Below are 18,804 nucleotides of genomic sequence, written 5' to 3'. Positions count from 1 at the left end.
CAAACTAAAACAAATGAACAAACGACATATTTTTTTTATCCTGCTTAGTGTTACTGCAGTAATGTATGGATGCAGTGCAAAAAAAGCGGTAACAGGTACACCTGTTACCGCTTTACCGGAAACATATACCGGCAACAGAGACAGTATTGATGCCTCCATGGTTACCAATGCTTATTTCTTTAAAGACGACAGCCTGAGATCGCTTATTACTGCTGCCATCACTGAAAATCTCGATTTACAGAATGCGTATCAGAATATTCAGATTGCAAGAGCTTCATTGCGCAATGCCAGGGGATTGATGTTGCCAACTGCTAACGGGTTGTTTGCACCCAACATCCGCAAGTTCGGTTTTTATACAATGGATGGTGCGGGTAATGCCACTACAGAAATACAACCAGGTAAACTTATACCGGTTCATCTGCCCGATTATTTTGCAGGCTTTCAATCTTCGTGGGAACCCGATATTTATGGTAAACTGAAAAATCAAAAACAAGCGGCCTTAGCCCGTTATCTTTCTACTATTGAAGGTAAAAACTGGTTACAGACCAACATCATCAATACATTGGTTTTAACCTATTACGAGATACTTGCTTTGGACGAACAGTTACAGATCATTCAACAGAATATTCAGTTGCAGCAGGAAATGCTGGAAATGATTGAAACGCAAAAAGAAGCTGCACGTACAACAGCATTGGCAATTGATCAGTTCAAGGCACAAATACTCAACGCAAGAACGCTTGCAAAGGAGCTTGAACAAGCGATCCTTGAAAATGAAAAGATGATGAACCTGTTATTAAGCCGTTACCCCAAACCTGTACAACGCAACAGGAACTGGCTTCTGGAACAACCGGCTGTTGTAAGCACCGGCATTCCATCGCAGTTATTACAAAACAGAACTGATATAAGAATGGCGCAGTACGAACTGGAGGCAAGCCGCTTTGATGTGGAGGTTGCACGAAAATCATTTTACCCCACGCTTACCATTAATGCAACAGTAGGCTTGCAGGCATTTAGTCCGGCTACTTTTTTCAATGCGCAATCTGTTGCCTATGGATTATTTGGCGGGTTGCTGGCTCCTGTATTTAACCGCAGTGCATTAAAGGCGCAGTTCAATACCCAAACTGCATTGCAGCTGCAGGCGCTGAACAACTACCAGCAAACAATGCTTACTGCTTTTGGCGAAGTATATACCGGCATGAGAAAAATTGATAACATCAGCCAGGCAATACAATTGAAAACCGAAGAAGTGAAAGTGCTTGAAAATGCGATTGAAAATGCACGGCTGCTTTTTCAATCGAACAGGGCCGATTACCTGGAAGTATTAACGGCGCAACAAAACTTACTCGAAGCAAAGCTATCTTTGGTGCAGTTGAAAAAAAATCAGTACCAGGAAACCGCTAATCTTTTTAAAGCAATTGGCGGAGGCTGGAAATAAATTAACCCTTAAAATGCCTTATCACTAAAATATCACTCATGGAATTATTTATCATTTTCATGCTCATTCTTCTCAATGGTATTTTTTCCATGAGTGAAATAGCGCTTGTTTCTGCCCGTAAGTTTAAACTGGAAACAAAAGCTAAAAAAGGAAATGTCAATGCAAAAAAAGCCCTTGCCTTGTCAGAAAAACCTGATACGTTTTTATCAACCGTGCAGATTGGTATTACACTTATCGGTATTCTTACCGGTATTTACAGTGGCGATAAGATTACTGCCGATGTAAAACTATTTGTCGAAAGCATCAGTTTTTTGGCCCCTTATGCCGATACAATATCAGTTACACTGGTGTTGATCGTGCTTACTTTTTTCTCCATTGTGTTTGGTGAATTGATTCCGAAACGTATTGGTCTGATGTTTCCTGAAACAATTGCAATGGTCATGGCACAACCAATGACCATTGTTTCAATGCTCACCAAACCGTTTATATGGCTGCTTACCACTACCAATAACCTGGTGCTGGGTTTGTTCGGTTTGAAGAAAAGTAAAGATGGCATTGTGAGTGAGGAAGAAATAAAAGCAATTGTACAGGAAAGTGCAAAAGAAGGAGAAATCCAGGAAATTGAACAGGATATTGTGCACCGTGTATTTGCTCTTGGAGACCGGAAAGTAAGTGAGCTGATGACCCACCGGAACGATTTGGTATATTTTGATATTACCGACGACTTATATATGGTAAAACAAAGGGCGCAAATTGAACCCCACTCTGTTTATCCTGTTGTCAATAAAAGTTTTGACAAACCATTGGGCATTGTATCGGTGAAAGATGTTTTTCCTAAAAATTTCAAAACAACTGAATTTAGCCTTAAACATTTCATTAAGCAACCTGTGATGGTGCATGGTAATACGGCAGCGTATAAAGTACTGGAAAAGTTTAAAGAGTCAAAAATTCACTATGCTTTTATTGTAGATGAATACGGTGCTGTATTGGGTATGGTAAGTATGGACGATATTCTTGATGCATTAATTGGCGATTCTACCGAGTATAACCAGGATGAGTACTCAATCAGGGAACGGGAAGATGGTTCATGGTTGGCCGATGGACAATATCCTTTCTTTGAATTTTTACATTATTTCAATTTATCCACTGAAAAAATAAAAGGTGGGTATAACACACTTGGTGGTTTAATACTAGCTGAATTAAATCATATCCCTCTACCCGGTGAAAGAGTTAAGTGGAATGGGTTTGATTTTGAAGTCGTGGATATGGATGGCCAGCGGATCGATAAGGTAATAATCAAAAGAGATTAACAAAAGGTGCTATACCTTCTTTATTAATATCAACTTTGGTTCACCAAGATTTCTCCAAAATCTATCTTTAGCTTAGCTTAAAATTGGCAAGATGAAGCTACTGATAATAGAAGACGAAGATAGCTTACTGCGAAGCATTACAGATTACTTTACCCAGGAAGACTTCTTGTGTGAAACAGCCAGTACTTACAAGGAAGGGATTCAGAAAGCTACCGATTTTCAATACGACTGTATCATACTTGATGTTAACCTGCCGGGAGGCAGTGGGTTAGCATTATTGGAATATTTGAGAAAACACAAAAAGGCCGATGGTGTTATTATCATTTCCGCCAGGGATTCTTTGGGTGATAAAATTGCCGGGCTTGATTTAGGGGCAGACGACTATCTTACCAAACCATTTCATTTATCAGAATTATATTCAAGAGTAAAAGCTTTGTTGCGCAGGAAATATGCATCCAGTTCAAGTGTAATTGAATTTGATAAATTAAAACTTGACCTGTTGTTAAAAACCGTGTCTTACTCCGGTCAACCGTTGTTACTCACCAAAAATGAATATGAATTGTTGTTATTTCTTTTAACCAATAAAAACCGGGTGGTAAGCAAGCAGGCCATTGCAGAGCATATTTACGGCGAACAAACGGACAACCTGGCTTCATTTGATTTTGTCTATTCTCATATAAAAAACCTGAAACGAAAATTGAAAGAAAAAGGTGGCGACGATTTATTGCAAACCGTGTATGGACTGGGCTATAAACTATCTGTATGAATAAAACCTTGGAACAAAAAAGTACCCGTTACTTAATGATATGGTTACCGGTGGTATTATTGCTGGGGTCCTTACTTTTTTTCGTAATGCTGAACATGCATTCGCATCATACGCAGGAAAAGCAATTAGCGCTGAAACAACAAAATGTCTGGAACGCATTTATAGCACAACCGGCAGCTATGACAATGCAGATACAGGGAGAATATGTCATTCAAAAAAACTACCTGCTGCCTGCACAAATACTGGATGAACCAAGAGACACCAGTCTTTTGATCGAAGGAAGTTCAGAAAAATTGAATTTTAAGGCGCTTACTAAAGCGTATCATTTTAATAACGAGAATTATCAACTCACCACTTTTGTTTCATCAAAAGAATTTTTTCACTTAACCATAAAAGTATTTGCAACCGAGGCGTTTGTTTTTTTGTTACTATTAATTTCAATTGTTGTAATAAACAGAAGAAGTTCCCGCCTGTTATGGCGTCCCTTTCATCGCACTTTAAAAAAGACTTCAGGATATGACGTGGTAAACAACCCGGTTGCTCAGTTAGAACAGCAGACTGGTATTGCAGAATTTGACCAGTTGAATGCTGAGCTTACCAGCATGATCGCAAAAGTGAATACCGCCTATAACAATCAAAAGAATTTTGTGGAGAATGCCTCTCACGAAATGCAAACACCACTCGCCATCATCCGCTCTAAATTGGATTTGCTGATCAACGAACCCAGTCTTACAGAAAAATCGGCTTCTTTGCTTGGAGATATCACGGAAGCAAATGACAGGCTGAGCCAGATGAACAAAAGCCTGCTGCTGCTTGCCAAAATTGATAATAACCAGTTTCCTGAACAGGAGAAGATCAATATTTCCGCATTGGTAGAAAGAATACTTACCACTTACCAGGAGCATTATGATGATTTTCCTTCACTCAGCAAATCAATTGTTTCTGGTATATACATTATGGCCAACCCGGCATTAACAGAAATCCTGTTCAGCAATTTGATCAAAAATGCGGTGGTACACAACGTCTCACAAGGATTTATTAAGGTTTGTTTAAGTGATAGTACATTTTCAATTGAAAACTCCGGGGATGCAATTACAGAAAAACCCGAAATGTTATTTGAACGGTTTAGAAAAGGCAATAAAGAATCAAAAACTACCGGGTTGGGTCTATCATTGGTCAGGCAAATTGCCCAACTCTATAAAATGGGTCTTCAATACAATTATAAGAACGGAGTTCACTATGTGCTAATAGATTTTGGAAGGATGTAGTCTCCAAAATTTATCCTAAATCGCCTGCTACATTTGTTTTCATAAATCATTATTGATGAGATGGACATTGATAGCACTCGCCTGCTTTTTTGTTGGCAATACCAAAGCACAAGACACTGTGCGTTTATCATTGCCGGAAATCCTCCAACTGGCGGAAAGTAATTATCCAAAGCTAAAATCAAACCGTTATGAGCTGGAAGCATCAAAGGCAAACATAAAACTACAACAACAAACAATCATCCCGCAACTGGATGCTACCTACCAGGCGAACCTTGCTACACACAATAATATCACCGGGATGTTGCAGCCACAATATGTACTTCCCATTAGTGGCCCGCCATCTTCAGAAAATGATTACAGTCCCGTAACCGGTTCCGCTGCAAGCCTGCTCTTTCAATGGCAACCGGGAATATTTGGTGATCGTAAATCAAAAATTAATTTGGCTGCTGCAGCTTCACAAACACTGCAATCCAAAAATGCCCAGGAAATATTCAATCATAAAGTAAAAGTATGTAACCAGTTTATTGATATTGTTTATTACCGGCATTTACTAAACCTTTACGAGGAGAATATTCACATTTCAGAAAGACAATTGAAGCAGGTAAATGTATTGGCGGTAACAGGTTTAAAACCGGGAATTGATACCGCATTGATACAGGCAGAACTTTCGAGAACCCGCATTGAATGGCTGAAAATAAAAAACGCTTATGATAATATTCTTTTGTCGTTACAGGAATCTGTTGCCAGCGATTCAATTATCATAAACAGCGATACTTCATTTTACAATACAGTTCCTGCAGCAACTGCAAACGATACCATTGAACATCCTTTTGGCAAAACCGCACGGTTAACGATAGAAGAAAGTAAAACAAACCGAATTACGATCAGTAAACTAACTGCACCCCGTTTATCTTTTTGGGGAACAACTTATGCAAGAGGTTCAGGTGTAGATTATACAGGTGCAATAAAATCATTTAATGGCTTTAACCTTAACCGGTTTAACTATGGCGTTGGTGTGCAATTGTCCGTTCCAATACTAAACCATACAGAAGTAAAAACACGGTTGCAGCAACAGGATTTAATCATCAGGTCTGACCAGGAGAAATTAAACCAGGTTACCCTTGCATTAAAAAAACAGCGCAAACTTTCAGAAGCCACTTTCCTGAATGCAATAGCTGTAATTAAAGAAACGCCTGTGCAGGTAAATGCTGCTGAATACGCTTTTAATGCCATGCAGGTAAGATATACCACGGGTCTTGTAAACTACTCCGAACTGCTGCAAACACAATTCGCTTTGCTAAAGGCAAAGATCGAACAGGCAAGATCGCAGGCAGAACTTTGGAAGGCACTGTTGCTCAAAGCTGCCGTTTATGGCGATCTGAATTTATTTATTAACCAGGTTAAATAAAGATATGAAGCAATTAATCATAGCTGCATTAAGAAGGCCTGTTACGGTAATGGTAATCGTAATAGGCGTACTGTTTTTTTCCTGGTTGGCCGTGCGAAAAATGCCCGTGGATATTTTTCCGAAATTAGGAACACCGGTTATTTATGTGGCACAAACCTATGGAGGATTATCGCCCCAGCAAATGGAAGGCTTTATTACATCCTATTATGAATATCACTTTCTGTATGTAACAGGGATAAAGTATGTGGAGAGTAAATCCGTGCAGGGTGTAACACTTATTAAATTGCAATTTCATGAAGGAACAGATATGGCCAATGCAATGGCTGAAGTAGGCAGCTATGCAACCCGTGCCCGTTCTTTTATGCCCCCCGGTACATTACCGCCGTTCATTATGCGGTATGATGCAGGCAGTGTTCCGGTAGGGCAACTGGTATTTACCAGCAGCACAAGATCATTGAATGAGATCCAGGACCTGGCTTTGTTTAAAGTGAGGCCCATGTTTGCAGCTTTACAGGGAGTTTCTGCTCCGCCACCGTTAGGTGGTAACCAGCGAACCATTATTATCAGGGCAAACCCTGAACGCCTCCGCAGCTATGGCGTTACACCAGATGAACTGGCAGCAACTATCGCTAAGGGGAACACGATATCACCTGCAGGTAATTTAAGAGTGGGCGACCAGGCTTTGATCACTCCGCAAAATACCGTGATTGACAATATCAAGGAATTTGAAAACATTCCACTCCAGGCCAAAAGCGGTACTGCTGCTTATGTCCGTGATGTTGCTTCGGTGGAAAACGGCGCAGATATCACTTCAGGATATGCGCTTGTCAATGGCAAGCGTTCCATTTATATTCCTGTTACCAAAAGAGCAGATGCTTCCACATGGGATGTGGTACAAAATATAAAAAAGGCATTGCCCGATATGCAGGCCGCTATTCCCGAAGACATTAAAGTATCGTATGAATTTGACCAGTCAACGTATGTAGTGAACTCATTGAAAAGCCTTTTGTTTGAAGGTGGCCTCGGAGCTATACTAACCGGTATAATGGTGTTGTTGTTTTTAGCTGACAGGCGAAGTGCATTGATCGTTATTATCACCATCCCTTTGGCATTGCTGTCGGCAGTGGTATGCCTTTACCTTGCAGGGCAAACCATCAACATCATGACCCTTGGCGGGCTGGCCCTGGCCATTGGTATTTTAGTAGATGAAGCGACGGTGACCGTAGAAAATATTCACCGGCATTTGGAAGAAGGGAAATCAAAAGCAAGGGCTATTGCTGATGCAAGTAAAGAAATTGCTTTGCCCAAATTATTGATCTTGCTAAGCATTCTTGCAGTTTTTGTTCCCGCACTATTTATGTCCGGTATTCCAAAAGCCATGTTCATGCCCTTGTCTTTATCAGTTGGCTTTGCAATGATCGCTTCTTTTTTAATTTCTCAAACCGTTGTTCCTGTCATTTCAAACTGGCTGTTAAAAGAAGGCGTACATTTTAAAGAAAAAAAATGGTTTACCCGGTTAACCAATCGCTATTCATCTCTTCAGAATAAAATATCCAAAGCAAGTGGTTTGCTCATTGGCATTTACCTGCTGGTATGCGGATTGTTACTTTGGTCAAACTATCATTTCCTGGGCCAGGAAATTTTTCCAAAAGTAAATGCAGGCCAGTTCCAGGTAAGGCTGCGGATGCCCGTAGGCACAAGGATAGAACGTACAGAAGATAATACCAAAAAAGTACTGGGCATTATTGAAAAAGAAGCAGGAAAGCAAAGGATAGATATCACCTCTGCCTATGTGGGTCTTCAGCCACCAACCTATGCCATCAACTCCATTTTTACATGGACGGGTGGCCCTCATGAAGCAATCCTGAAAGTTAAACTTGCAGATAACAGTGGCATTAAACTGGACAATTTTAAAGAGCAATTAAGAGAAGCTATTAAAAAAGAAATTCCCGCCATGCTGGTTTCCTTTGAGCCAGCCGATTTAGTGGAACAGGTAATGAGCCAGGGAACGAATAACCCTATTGAAGTAGTTGTACAGGGGAAAAACCTGCAGCAGAGCAGGGCCATTGGTGATAAATTGAAAAAACAAATGGAAGCCCTGCCTTACATGCGGGATGTTCAATATACACTCCCGTTAGACTACCCGGCTTTGCAAATAGATTATGACCGGGTTCGTGCCGGGCAATTAGGATTAACAGTGGATGAAATGAGCCGTTCTGTTTCTACAGCCACATCATCCAGCAGGAATATACTGCTGAACTACTGGTTAGATAAAAATGCCGGCAACGCTTACCAGGTGCAGGTGGAGTTGCCGGAGTACCAAATGAAATCTTCTGAAGACCTTGAACAAATTCCTGTTTCAGCAGCGGATAAGAATATTTTTTTACGAGATGTGGCAACATGGAAAAGAGCCACTACCGTTGGTGAATACGACAGGTTGAACCAACAGCGGTTCATTACCCTGTCAGCAAACCTTCATAAGCAGGATTTAGGTACAGCGGTTAAAGATGTAAATTCGGCTATCAGCAAATTGGATTCATTACCCCAGGGTGTAAAAGTGTATGTACGGGGACAATCGGAAATACTGGGTCAAACACAAACAGAACTGGGAGCAGGTTTACTGTTGGCCCTTGCCGTTATCTTTTTATTATTAGCAGCAAATTTTCAATCGTTTAAATTATCGTTCACGGTGTTGTCAACTATACCGGCAGTTGTAGCAGGATCTTTCCTGTTATTATTCCTTGCAGGCAAGACATTGAACATACAATCATTCATGGGCTGTATTATGGCAATTGGTGTTTCTGTTGCAAATGCCATTCTGCTGATCACAAAAGCAGAAACCATCAGGAAAGAGAATGATCAAACAATAAATATTGGAGCCCTTGCCGGGCAAGGAAGGCTACGGCCCATATTAATGACCAGCCTTGCGATGATCGCAGGAATGATACCAATGGCAATTGGTTTGGGTGAAGGAGGCGAACAAACAGCGCCGTTAGGCATTGCAGTAATTGGAGGGTTACTTTTTTCACTGGCAACAACACTTTTTATTCTGCCACTTATCTATAACGCAGTTACCCGTAAAAAAATATACAGCAATGTTTCACTTGACCCGGATGATGCATCAAGTAAATTTTACGACAACCAACAAAACAATAACTAAAATGAAAGGGATAAAAATTGTAATAGCGCTGTTATTTATTAATGGCATTATTGGGTGCCATCAGCCAGGCAAAAAAGAGCCATTAAAAGATGACACTAAACCTAAAATAGATTCAACAGTAGTATTTACTTTGCAATCTGCCGCATTAGATAAAACTGTTTCACTTCCCGGGGAACTGTTACCCAACGAAAAAGTACAAGTGTATGGCAAAGTAAGTGGCTATGTAAAAAAGATATTTGTTGATATTGGTTCGCCGGTAAAGCAAGGACAGGTGATTGCTATTTTGGATGCGCCGGAAATGCAATCGAAGATCGCAGAAAGCAAACAACGTTTAGCATCTGTAAAAGCAAAATGGATCAGTAGTACAGATGTGTTTAAACGGCTTGCTGAAGCTTCCAAATCAGATGGCGTAATTGCCCCCACTGATTTAGAAAAAGCAAAAAACCAGGTGGCATCAGACGCCGCTTTGGTAGAGGCTGCTCAATCAGAATTAAATGCAGTGCAACAAACAGCAGATTATTTAACTTTAAGGGCACCATTCACAGGGATCGTTACAAAAAGGAATGTAGATGCAGGTGCTTATGTAGGAAAAGCTGCTGAGATGCCGCTGTTTGAAATAGAAGACAATAGTTCTCTTCGCTTGCGGATCGCTGTGCCGGAAGCCATGACCGGTACGAAAGTAAAAGATGAAAAAGTACAATTTACCATCAAGGCCATACCGGGTAAGAAATATGAAGGAAAGTTATCCCGTAAATCCGGTAGCCTGGATGTAAACACCCGAAGTGAAGTATGGGAATTTGTAATTAATAATAACGATCATAGTCTGAAAGCCGGCATGTTTGCTGATTGCAAAATAAATATTCAAAGAGATGGAAAATCTTTTTTTGTTCCGTTTTCGGCAGTGGTAACCACATTGGAAAAAAAGTTTGTAATAAAAGTGCAGAACAACATTACCAGTTGGGTTGATGTTGGCCAGGGAGTAAATGCTACCGATAAAGCCGAGATATTTGGAAAGCTCGATGAAGGCGATACATTAGTGCTGAAAGGAAATGAGGAACTGAAAGCAGATACTAAGCTGCTAGTAAAAATTGCGAAACATTAAAATGCGATTTTATGAAATGAGCCATAAGAATGTTGCCTATACATAGCAATGATTATTTGGCGAATTACGTCTGGCTAAAATCCTGTCTGCCGATAGGCAGACAATAAAAAAATAAACAGATGAAATGGATTACGAGGGAACGACCCAAAATAGACAGGATAGCCTGCCCCTGGCTTATCAAAAATTTTGTTGACAGCAATGCGGAATTTATTTATGTTCCCAAAGAACAGGTTTTTGAAAAAGCAAAAGAGTTAAGCGCTATTCCCTACGATATCCCGGGAGCAGAATATTCCCATTATGCCGATGAATGTACATTTGATTATATTATACGGAAGCATCAACTAACCGACCCTGCTTTATTACACTTAGCCGTCATTGTTCGTGCTGCAGACACTGATCAGTTTGACCTGGCAAAGCAATCGGCAGGACTTTGGGCAATTTCCGCCGGGCTTTCTTATAATTATAAAGATGATTTTGAAATGCTGGAAATTGGGATGAAAATATATGATGCCCTTTATAGCTGGGCTAAATATGTACAGGAAGAACGGCACACCTGGAATCCCGAACTTTTAAAATAGATTCTGCATAAATGGATCAGCCAACTTATACACTTCGTCAACTTATCGTGTATTTTCTAAAATTGGGCACCATCGGTTTTGGTGGTCCAGTTGCACTTGTTGGTTATATGCATCGTGACCTTGTTGAAAAACGTAATTGGATTTCTGAAGAAGACTATAAAGAAGGGTTAGCACTGGCCCAATTAGCACCGGGGCCACTGGCCGCACAATTAGGCATTTATCTTGGCTTTGTTCATTACAGGATAGTAGGCGCTACATTGTGTGGACTTGCATTTGTGATACCCTCATTTATCATGGTGGTATTACTGGGTATCGTTTATAAATTGTTTGGAGGGTTACCGTGGATGCAGGCGGTATTTTATGGTGTGGGTGCAGCCGTAATAGGAATTATTATGATGAGCAGTTATAAACTCACTTTAAAATCGGTAGGAAAAATACAATTGCCATCGCTAAAACAAAACTGGTTGCTCTGGTTTTTTTATGCAGCCGGCATAATTGTAACAGCAGTCACCAAATCAGAAAATGTGTTACTATTCATTGCTGCGGGGTTGATCTATATGTTTGTAAAAGCACCTCCTAAATGGATGAAGAAACCGGTAGCTGCAAACAACATCTTTCTTGGTATTACCGGCTTCTGGCAGTTTGAATGGAATACCCTGGAAAAAATCGGTTGGTTCTTTACAAAGGCAGGTGCATTTGTATTTGGAAGCGGGCTTGCGATAGTGCCTTTTTTACACGCCGGTGTGGTAACAGAAAATAAATGGCTCACAGAACAGGAGTTTGTAGATGCAGTGGCAGTAGCCATGATCACACCCGGCCCTGTAGTAATAACGGTTGGTTTTATTGGCTACCTGGTTGCAGGTTTTCCGGGGGCGTCAGTTGCGGCCTTAGCAACATTTTTGCCCTGCTACTTATTCACTGTAATTCCCGCACCTTATTTTAAAAAAATAGCAAAGAATAAATCTATCAAGGCATTTGTAGACGGCATCACAGCTTCCGTTGTTGGCGCATTGGTAGGGGCAGTAATTGTTATTGCAACACGTAGTATTATTGACATCCCAACTGCTATAATTACAATTGCTTCATTAGCTGCTTTAATCTATTTTAAAAAAATACAGGAACCCTATATTATACTTGTTGCAGCATTGGCAGGCTTACTAATAAAATATTGGCTGTAGATATAAACTATTATGCGAATACTTACTATCCTGATATTTATTTTAATTTCTAAAACTGCTTTATCACAGAGCGGGAAGTCTGATACCATTAACGCCACTTTCATTAATCAAACATTAGTTTTCGATGGAAAACTTACAGAAGCAATTTGGCAATCGGCTCCGGTAATAAAAAATTTCACGCAAAAAGAACTTGATTTTGGAAAACCTTCCACAGAACTTACTAAAGTTGCAATTGCGTATGATAAGCTGGCATTATATGTTGGTGTTTGGTGCTTCCAGAAAACAAAAACCATTCACGCAAAATATATGCAGCGTGATTTTATTTACGAGGAAGATGATAATTTCCAGGTAGCACTTTCGCCTTTCAGCGACCGCCGTAACGGGTATCTCTTTATTATTAATCCAAATGGGGCAAGAGCTGATTTGTTGATCTCTGGCAATGAAAGCGCAAATAAAGACTGGAATGGAGTATGGGATGTAAGAACTTCAATTACCAATGAGGGATGGTTTGCCGAAATCCGTATTCCTTTCAACAGTCTTCAATTTCGTAACGATTCAATACATCTATGGAGCGTCAATTTTGAACGGAATATCCGCAGTAAAAACGAACAGGTTTTATGGCAGGGCTGGACAAGGGACTGCTCAATTTATTGTTTGGTAAATGCGGGTGTTTTAAAAGGCTTGCGAAATATTGGTTATGCAAAACGTTTTGAACTGAAACCTTACGGGTTAGGCAGTTTCGACAAACGTAACCACAATCCAACAGATTGGACGGGTAAAATTGGTGCAGACCTAAACGCAAACCTCACACCAACATTAAAATTAAACGTCACAGCTAATACTGATTTTGCGCAAGTAGAATCGGATCGCATTGCGGTTAACCTTACACGCTTTAACCTGTTTTATCCTGAAAAAAGAGAATTCTTTTTAGAAGGTTACCAGAATTACCAATTTTATCTTGGTAACAGTAACGAGCTTTTTTATACAAGAAAAATCGGTATTGAAAATTTCAAATCAGTACCAGTTATTGCCGGTGCAAGAGTATTTGGTAAAATGGGGGCAAACAATATTGGCTTGCTAAGTATTGAAACAGGGAAAAGAGATACTGTCCCGGCTACTAACAACACAGTCATTCGTTATAAAAGAGATATTGGCAGCCAGTCATACATTGGAGCAATTGTCACTTCCAAGATCAACAGCGATCTCAGTAACCAGGTGGCGGGAATTGATGGCGCATTTTCCACCTCACGGTTTCTAACAAATAAAAACCTTGTAATTGGTGGCTTATTCAGCAGGAGCTTTGATAAAAATAAAAGCGGCGATGGTGCGTATGCCTGGCGGGTCTTTGCAGATTATCCAAATGATTTGATTGATAATTTTATTGGACTTTCAAGCGTGCAGGAAAATTTTAATCCTGAACTCGGATTCCTGAACAGGAAAAATTTTGATAACCTCTCCTGGTTCTTCCGTTTTACACCAAGATGGTTTACAAACTTAGGAATCCGTAAAATGTATTTTCGTCCTTGGGGTTTCGATTTATTCAGAACACATACATCTGGTAAAGTAGAATCGTTCCTGAATGAATCACGGCCGCTTGGTTTTTTTACCAAAAGCGGGGAACGGTTTGAATACAATCTGTACCAGCAATATGAACGGTTGGATCATCCTTTTCATTTAACTGACTCTATTGCCATTCCATCGGGCAAATACTGGATGCACCGCATGGAAATTCAGTTAGGCAGCTTCCAGGGAAGAAGAATATGGGCTGATGCCAATTATGCCTGGGGAGATTTTTATAGCGGCAAAATAAACACATTGGAAACTTCGATGGGTATTAATGTAAACAAACACTTTAATCTTCGCACTGACTATACTTATAATAATATCCGTTTACTGGAAGGTGCAGTTAATACACACGAGCTGGCACAATACATTAATATGGCTGTTAACCCAAGATTAAATCTCACCATGTTTGTTCAATGGAACTCATTGGATGATTTACTATTCGGTAATTTTAGATTACACTGGATACCAAATGTTGGCTCAGATATATATGTGGTATATAACAGGGGTTACAACAAATTGGATAACCTGAAATTCAACCGGCCTGATGTTTCGTCTGGCGCAGCAAAATTGGTTTGGAGATTTACTTTTTAAAATAAAAATAGAGCAATTATGAAATCATTTCTGTTTTTTTTATGTGCAGGCTTTAGCTTCTTAATAGCTTGTAACCAAAAAACTGGTTCGGAAGATGGTACATCAACAAATAAAAAGAAGGATGCAATTTCATGTCCACCGGGTAGCAGCAAATTGGATATTGCAAAAATTGAGCAAATAACCGGCATGAAAGGTGTTGAGAAAAATGGCGAGTACAAAATAACTGTTCCGCAAAATGACTTGCATATTATCGTCGATGGTTTTAAAATAATTCCTCCAATGGGACTGGGTAGTTGGGCGGCCTTTACTCCTTGTGGAGATAGTGCGATGGTAATGGGAGATATAATTTTAACGGAAACAGATTTAAAACCCGTACAACAGGAAGTCATCCGGCAAGGCTTTGCAATTACAGCAATTCATAATCATTTTGTTCGCAACCGACCCAACGTGATGTACATGCATATAGACCGGTCAGCCGATATTACGACACTTTCAAACGGCGTGAAGGCAATCTTTGATAAGGTAAAAGAAATAAGAGGTAAGGATCCCAAGGGAGAAAAAGCTGACAGTGTTGCAAACACGTTGAATACTGCAATGCTGGATTCGATTATCGGCAATAAAGGAGAAATGAACAAGGGTGTTTATAAATACACGATTGGCCGACCAGATATCAAGCTCCAGGAACATGGAATTCCTGTCAGCACTTTTATGGGATTTAATACGTGGGCAGCCTGGCAAGGAACCCCTGAAAAAGCTGCGGTTTGTGGTGATTTTACAATGCTTGAAGATGAGGTAGCTCCGGTGATTAAGGCCTTAGTTGAAAACGGTATCGAAGTGGTGGCTGTTCATAATCATATGGTACATGAAGAACCAAAGGTTTTCTTTTTGCATTATTGGGGCGTTGGAAATGCAGAAGAATTAGCCAAAGGACTAAAAAATGCGTTGGATCAGACTGGCTCGAAAATGAAACATTAATAATTGACAATGCTAAATCTTGCTGGTTTCAGTTTGGGGTGAGTAGCTATTTTTAAACTTCTGCCTTAATCGTAATGGCGTATTTTTTAAATTCTGAACTCAAAAGTTCTAGAGGGGTCTTATCCGAGCAATACTTAGTTGTTTCTATTAAGTAAACTACTCTCAGGTTGGTAAGCGGATTTAGCCATGTCAAATACTCCCGAAGATGTTCTGCAATTTGCTTAACCGTTGTATTTGGCTTCTCTTTTATTACCAGTATTAGTATGCCATTCTTTTCCTTGATCAAATATTTTGCTGCTTTCAGCATTGCACCTAAATACCCCTTACGGCTTGTTCCTGTGTCACATTCCATAATGATGTACTCATTCTCCTTTTGCAAGACAGTATCGGGTTTATACCCCTTAGCAAGTTGTCCCCCTGAATTGAGAACTGCATAACCTTCGGCGCTGTGCAGGAGATTCTTAAATAATTTGTCTTTCATCGCTTAGCTATATAAAGTTTGATTTTAAACATTACCGCTGCCAATTATAAAAGCTATTTCAAATGCGTAGAAATACAATTCAAAATCAGGGTCGCTCTTGACTTGGCAAAGTCTTCAAATTTATCCTCAGTCCACAATGTTTCGTCAGCAGGGATTAAATGCCTCTTTACAAAGGCAGCTTTATCAGTTACATGATTACTGATCCAATCTTTGAATGGACTTGCATTTTTTAATCCACGGTTAGTGCTGAAGTCTATCAATTGGAAATTTCTGATAGTATTAATTTTGGCTGATTCAAAGTTTAAAGAATCTAATATTGATTTCGGCATGATGTGGTCAATATCATTTATCCTTATAGTCTGCCCTCTGTCGTACATAAGATAATAAACAAATGAGCTTTCCAATTCATCGAGATTATCAATAGCATAGGATCTGGTAAATGTTATCGGATGGTCAGTATAAACCTGGAACAATTCATCGGTTGGAAAATCTTTATTCTTGAAATGTTGCATCTTATCCAATAGCTTACGGATGCCTGTTTTGTAGGGTATCCATCCTGCACCTTTACTTTTGAACACCCCATTAATCAGGGAATGGTATATCCATTTCTCCATTCTTGGGTGTTCCGTATTTTTAGCATCAAAATTTGCAAAATATTTTTCCAATTCTCCATCGCTTATTTGCTTATGAAAAAGATGATAGGCAATAAAAAACAATGGAATAAAGGATCGGTTGCCATCTTTATAGTAATAATATAGTTTTGAATTAATGAGAAAGTCTTTGAGACATTTCAGGGTAATTTTTATTCTTTCTCTGTTCTTTATGGCAAACTGTACATCCGCCGCTTCAATTGCAGCCATCTCTTTTTTGTGATTGTCCTGCAACAGGAAAATTAACTTGATAAGATTGTCTTGTGTTAGCCCTATTTCTTCATAGCTCTTTAATGTTTCTTCCAAAAAGCCTTCCATTTCCCATTCAAAACCTTTGAGCACAGAAGCTACTAAATCAAAAGAAGAAAGTTTTGTGCCGCCATCGTTCAACCTTCGGAATAACTCAACGATTCTTTGCTTATTGGTTATTTCATCAAAGGATTTATTAACCGATACTTTTGAAATACCGAGACAATCTGCTGTCAAAGTGTTCTTGTAAAACGCTTTTATGTTTTTTTCGACATGTTTTCTTTGAATAGCATCCTGTATATTTTGTGCCTTTATTATTTCTTCAGCAACCTGGTCTTCATCATTGGTATCTTTTAATCTTTCAATAACGAACTGGCAAGATACCAGTTATGTTCAGGGATTGTTCTGTCTTCGTTTCCCTTTGAATTTTTGGGTAGTTTACTTTCTTCTTTCTCAAACTTAAATTCAAATTCCGTATTATAATCGCTGAACAAATCAAAATACAACACCTTGCCATTGATACTTCCTTTCAATCCAATATAGAAAGATTGCAATCGCTGTTGCCCGTCAATAACGAAATTCTGTAATTGGGTTAACGTGTCTACTTGTCTTGAATTTATGATACCACCATCTTTTGTAAAGGTCCTGTAATTAAAAAGAGGTTTACTTCCTTTTTCTTCTTCAATCACCATAACACCGCCGAAAGAATCTCCTTTCAGAAGTGTATCAAACAATAATTCCATTTTTTCCTCATCCCAAACCAGCCGTCGTTGAATAACAGGGAGTACAAACTTTTCCTCTTCGATTTCGTTGATTACATCTGATATTTTATATGATTTCCAGATTGCCATAAACAGATTATTGCTGAATTGCTAATATAACCAGATTTGCTAAATTACCAGAAGACCCGGCACAGCCCTTCTGCCTTATCAAACGTCCACTCTTACTACGACAGATGGCAGAACCACTGTGCCGGTCAATGATTCTGGGAATTGAGCTTGGCTATTGGCAGATACAACTAAACTATCCCGCCAAGCACAATTCCAGATAGTCAAAGAAGCAATATAATTTTGCGATCTAAATCTGAATTCCACATGTTGATTTTTGCTTACGGCTCAAATATGAACCTGAACAGGCTCACAAAACGGGTTCCTTCAGCAGTGAAGGTTACCAATGCATTTATTACCGGTCACAAAGCAGTTTTTAATAAAATTAGCAACGACGGTTCTGCAAAGGCGAATATTATAAAGACAGATGTTCCTGCCGAATTGGTTTGGGGAGTATTGTTTTCTATTGATAGCAATGCGAAAGCCTTGCTTGATAAAGCAGAAGGTTTAGGTAAAGGTTACAATGAGGACACACTGACATTTTTTGATGAAACCAATAACTCTTACGCTGCGCAGATTTATATTGCCGATAGTAACTCTATAGATAATACTTTGCTGCCGTATGATTGGTATAAAGAATTTATTGTAAGCGGTGCTATCCAGAATAAATTACCTGCCGAATATATTTTACAGCTACAATCTATTACCTGCATTCGTGACCATAATGAAGAAAGAAGAATTAAAAACTATTCTATTCTGTCAGGCAAGTAGTATTCTTTTGTTACCAGCATTTATACCGTTGTGCATCTTCTGTTGCGACGCTCCGTTCATCGTTCTGTTCTTCTCTCATCAAAGACCCGGTGCAGTACACCCGTCTTATTTCTTTTCCGCCTGCGGCAAATAAGCCTGGAGAACTGCCCCGGTTAAACACTATTGGGAATTGAGATTGCTTCATTCTTCAGCAAACACAATTCCAGATAAACAAATCTCAGAGCAATCTCAACTTATATTTTTTTCTTCTTCTCTCGAAGACACAACAAGTAGTTATAACCTGTTTTGTAAGAAAATGGGCAAAGCGAAAGCGAAGTTATGCGGCTGCATTGATGATTTATTAAACGCCAAAAAGACTACGGCATAAACAAGTCTATCCCACACTACTTCAGATTTAATTTATTCCGTTTCCTTTTTGTTTTTCCTGCAGCCGCCTTACTGTAAGGCTTTCTTTTTTTCCATTTTTTCTTTTACAAAACAATTTTTTTT

At 39.4% G+C, this 18,804-nt stretch carries 15 protein-coding genes; 12 read left to right on the top strand and 3 right to left on the bottom strand.

What is annotated here, in order from left to right; translation table 11 throughout:
- Positions 1-13 precede the first annotated feature (13 nt).
- From IQ13_RS16720 to IQ13_RS16670, 11 genes are all read left to right on the top strand, one after another.
- Complete coding sequence (locus IQ13_RS16720) at positions 14-1,435, top strand: TolC family protein (RefSeq protein WP_144887790.1); 1,422 nt, start codon at positions 14-16, stop codon at positions 1,433-1,435.
- Positions 1,436-1,473: 38 nt separating this feature from the next.
- A complete protein-coding gene (locus IQ13_RS16715) occupies positions 1,474-2,745 on the top strand; it encodes a hemolysin family protein (RefSeq protein WP_144887789.1) in 1,272 nt (423 codons plus the stop codon).
- Between the two features lie 91 nt (positions 2,746-2,836).
- Positions 2,837-3,511 carry a response regulator transcription factor gene (locus tag IQ13_RS16710; RefSeq protein WP_144887788.1) on the top strand — a complete coding sequence of 225 codons (675 nt, stop codon included), beginning with the start codon at positions 2,837-2,839 and terminating at the stop codon, positions 3,509-3,511.
- On the top strand, positions 3,508-4,779 hold the full coding sequence (locus IQ13_RS16705; protein WP_144887787.1) for a sensor histidine kinase: 1,272 nt from the start codon (positions 3,508-3,510) through the stop codon (positions 4,777-4,779). Before IQ13_RS16710 ends, IQ13_RS16705 begins: the two co-directional genes overlap by 4 nt.
- A 55-nt stretch (positions 4,780-4,834) precedes the next feature.
- Positions 4,835-6,187, top strand: a complete 1,353-nt coding sequence (locus IQ13_RS16700) for a TolC family protein (RefSeq protein ID WP_144887786.1) — start codon at positions 4,835-4,837, stop codon at positions 6,185-6,187.
- Between the two features lie 4 nt (positions 6,188-6,191).
- Complete coding sequence (locus IQ13_RS16695) at positions 6,192-9,347, top strand: efflux RND transporter permease subunit (RefSeq protein ID WP_144887785.1); 3,156 nt, start codon at positions 6,192-6,194, stop codon at positions 9,345-9,347.
- Position 9,348: 1 nt separating this feature from the next.
- On the top strand, positions 9,349-10,449 hold the full coding sequence (locus IQ13_RS16690) for an efflux RND transporter periplasmic adaptor subunit (protein ID WP_158637424.1): 1,101 nt from the start codon (positions 9,349-9,351) through the stop codon (positions 10,447-10,449).
- Positions 10,450-10,568: 119 nt separating this feature from the next.
- A complete protein-coding gene (locus IQ13_RS16685) occupies positions 10,569-11,027 on the top strand; it encodes a chromate resistance protein ChrB domain-containing protein (protein WP_144887783.1) in 459 nt (152 codons plus the stop codon).
- A gap of 11 nt (positions 11,028-11,038) precedes the next feature.
- Complete coding sequence (locus IQ13_RS16680; RefSeq protein WP_144887782.1) at positions 11,039-12,205, top strand: chromate transporter; 1,167 nt, start codon at positions 11,039-11,041, stop codon at positions 12,203-12,205.
- 12 nt (positions 12,206-12,217) lie between these two features.
- On the top strand, positions 12,218-14,362 hold the full coding sequence (locus tag IQ13_RS16675) for a carbohydrate binding family 9 domain-containing protein (RefSeq protein WP_144887781.1): 2,145 nt from the start codon (positions 12,218-12,220) through the stop codon (positions 14,360-14,362).
- A gap of 18 nt (positions 14,363-14,380) precedes the next feature.
- On the top strand, positions 14,381-15,337 hold the full coding sequence (locus IQ13_RS16670) for a DUF1259 domain-containing protein (RefSeq protein WP_144887780.1): 957 nt from the start codon (positions 14,381-14,383) through the stop codon (positions 15,335-15,337).
- Positions 15,338-15,389: 52 nt separating this feature from the next.
- Here IQ13_RS16670 and IQ13_RS16665 read toward each other — a convergent pair whose 3' ends face one another.
- From IQ13_RS16665 to IQ13_RS16655, 3 genes are all read right to left on the bottom strand, one after another.
- The gene (locus IQ13_RS16665) at positions 15,390-15,818 is read right to left on the bottom strand and encodes a hypothetical protein (RefSeq protein WP_144887779.1); all 429 of its coding nucleotides are present in this window, start codon (positions 15,816-15,818) and stop codon (positions 15,390-15,392) included.
- A gap of 53 nt (positions 15,819-15,871) precedes the next feature.
- Positions 15,872-16,954, bottom strand: a complete 1,083-nt coding sequence (locus tag IQ13_RS16660) for a DUF1524 domain-containing protein (protein WP_144887778.1) — start codon at positions 16,952-16,954, stop codon at positions 15,872-15,874.
- A gap of 116 nt (positions 16,955-17,070) precedes the next feature.
- Positions 17,071-17,568 (bottom strand): DUF262 domain-containing protein, encoded by a 498-nt coding sequence (locus IQ13_RS16655; protein ID WP_144887777.1) that lies wholly within the window; start codon positions 17,566-17,568, stop codon positions 17,071-17,073.
- Between the two features lie 243 nt (positions 17,569-17,811).
- Here IQ13_RS16655 and IQ13_RS16650 point away from each other — a divergent pair, with 243 nt between their 5' ends.
- Positions 17,812-18,315 (top strand): gamma-glutamylcyclotransferase family protein, encoded by a 504-nt coding sequence (locus IQ13_RS16650; protein WP_144887776.1) that lies wholly within the window; start codon positions 17,812-17,814, stop codon positions 18,313-18,315.
- The last annotated feature ends 489 nt before the right edge of the window (positions 18,316-18,804 follow it).

It is taken from the genome of Lacibacter cauensis, assembly GCF_007830055.1.
Taxonomy (GTDB): domain Bacteria; phylum Bacteroidota; class Bacteroidia; order Chitinophagales; family Chitinophagaceae; genus Lacibacter; species Lacibacter cauensis.
Note: the sequence above shows the minus strand (reverse complement) of the source record. Positions and strands in the feature narration are given on the sequence as shown.

Excerpts from the sequence above, each read along its gene's own strand:
- IQ13_RS16665 (WP_144887779.1), bottom strand. The coding sequence starts at position 15,818 with ATGAAAGACAAATTATTTAAGAATCTCCTGCACAGCGCCGAAGGTTAT.
- IQ13_RS16690 (WP_158637424.1), top strand. The coding sequence starts at position 9,349 with ATGAAAGGGATAAAAATTGTAATAGCGCTGTTATTTATTAATGGCATT.
- IQ13_RS16710 (WP_144887788.1), top strand. The coding sequence starts at position 2,837 with ATGAAGCTACTGATAATAGAAGACGAAGATAGCTTACTGCGAAGCATT.
- IQ13_RS16675 (WP_144887781.1), top strand. The coding sequence starts at position 12,218 with ATGCGAATACTTACTATCCTGATATTTATTTTAATTTCTAAAACTGCT.
- IQ13_RS16705 (WP_144887787.1), top strand. The coding sequence starts at position 3,508 with ATGAATAAAACCTTGGAACAAAAAAGTACCCGTTACTTAATGATATGG.
- IQ13_RS16720 (WP_144887790.1), top strand. The coding sequence starts at position 14 with ATGAACAAACGACATATTTTTTTTATCCTGCTTAGTGTTACTGCAGTA.
- IQ13_RS16685 (WP_144887783.1), top strand. The coding sequence starts at position 10,569 with ATGAAATGGATTACGAGGGAACGACCCAAAATAGACAGGATAGCCTGC.
- IQ13_RS16715 (WP_144887789.1), top strand. The coding sequence starts at position 1,474 with ATGGAATTATTTATCATTTTCATGCTCATTCTTCTCAATGGTATTTTT.
- IQ13_RS16655 (WP_144887777.1), bottom strand. The coding sequence starts at position 17,568 with ATGGCAATCTGGAAATCATATAAAATATCAGATGTAATCAACGAAATC.
- IQ13_RS16700 (WP_144887786.1), top strand. The coding sequence starts at position 4,835 with ATGAGATGGACATTGATAGCACTCGCCTGCTTTTTTGTTGGCAATACC.
- IQ13_RS16695 (WP_144887785.1), top strand. The coding sequence starts at position 6,192 with ATGAAGCAATTAATCATAGCTGCATTAAGAAGGCCTGTTACGGTAATG.
- IQ13_RS16650 (WP_144887776.1), top strand. The coding sequence starts at position 17,812 with ATGTTGATTTTTGCTTACGGCTCAAATATGAACCTGAACAGGCTCACA.
- IQ13_RS16680 (WP_144887782.1), top strand. The coding sequence starts at position 11,039 with ATGGATCAGCCAACTTATACACTTCGTCAACTTATCGTGTATTTTCTA.
- IQ13_RS16670 (WP_144887780.1), top strand. The coding sequence starts at position 14,381 with ATGAAATCATTTCTGTTTTTTTTATGTGCAGGCTTTAGCTTCTTAATA.